Origin of the sequence: Apilactobacillus micheneri, from assembly GCF_006493595.1 — a bacterium.
GTDB lineage: Bacteria > Bacillota > Bacilli > Lactobacillales > Lactobacillaceae > Apilactobacillus > Apilactobacillus micheneri.
This window is the reverse complement of the sequence record NZ_QUBI01000014.1, coordinates 1-985: the sequence shown is the minus strand read 5'-3', so window position 1 is coordinate 985 and position 985 is coordinate 1. Positions and strand designations below refer to the sequence as shown.

1 protein-coding gene is annotated in these 985 nt (G+C 26.3%); it reads right to left on the bottom strand.

From position 1 onward, the window contains the following. Positions 1 to 26 precede the first annotated feature (26 nt). On the bottom strand, positions 27 to 985 hold a 959-nt coding region (locus DY123_RS07535; protein WP_140936551.1), incomplete at its 5' end, for an IS3 family transposase.

Here is a 985-nt window from a genome sequence, read left to right as displayed (position 1 = left end):
TGATGTGAACCCTTAAAACGAAACAACTATTTATTTTCTAGGAGGTAAAGTTCCCGATATTCTTTCGGAGCTTTACCTCCTAATTTTGTTTTAATTCTATATTTATTATAGTATTTAATCCAATTTTTCATTGTTTTAATTAACGAATCTTTTGTTTCATAATTAACATTCATGACTTCTGTTTTCATAATATGAAAGAAAGATTCCATTTGAGCATTATCTAAGCATGTCCCTTTACGGGACATGGATTGAAATATATGATTATTCTTTAATAGTCTCTGCCATTTATTATTTTGATACTGAAAACCTTGATCACTATGAACGGTAGTTCTATATTCCAAATTAGGTAATGTCTTAATCAAAGCTTTCATTGGCTTAATAGTGAAGTCCACAGTTGGATGTTCACTAATAGAACATGTTAATATTTCATCCGAAAACAAGTCCATAATTGGTGATAAATAAACTCTATGATTTATATCTTGATTACCATATCTAAATTCACTAACATCAGTTGTTAGCTTTTGATATGGACGATCAGTCTTAAACTTTCTGTGAAGTCTATTTTTAGCTGTGTGTCCCACTTTGCCAATGTAAGAATTATACTTTCTACTCTTTTTATTATAACTGTTAGTTGTTAATTTTAATGTTTTCATTAATCTTAAAACTTTTTTATGGTTAACAACTACGTTGTTATTAATCAAAGCTAAAGTTACACGTCGATAACCATAGTTTGGATTAAAACGTTTAATTTTAGTAATCATCTTTTTTAATTTAATATCTTTATCGTGTTCTTTTAAATGACGATAGTAATAGCTTCTACTTACACCAATACTCTTTAAAATGAATGATATGGAGAATCTTTTAAAATAATTAATTAATTTTTTTATGTGATTAATAATAGCTCCATGTTCTTGTTTTATTTGTTCATAACGATAATTAATTAGATAATAATTAACTTTATTCTTTAAAGATTTATTCAACGATT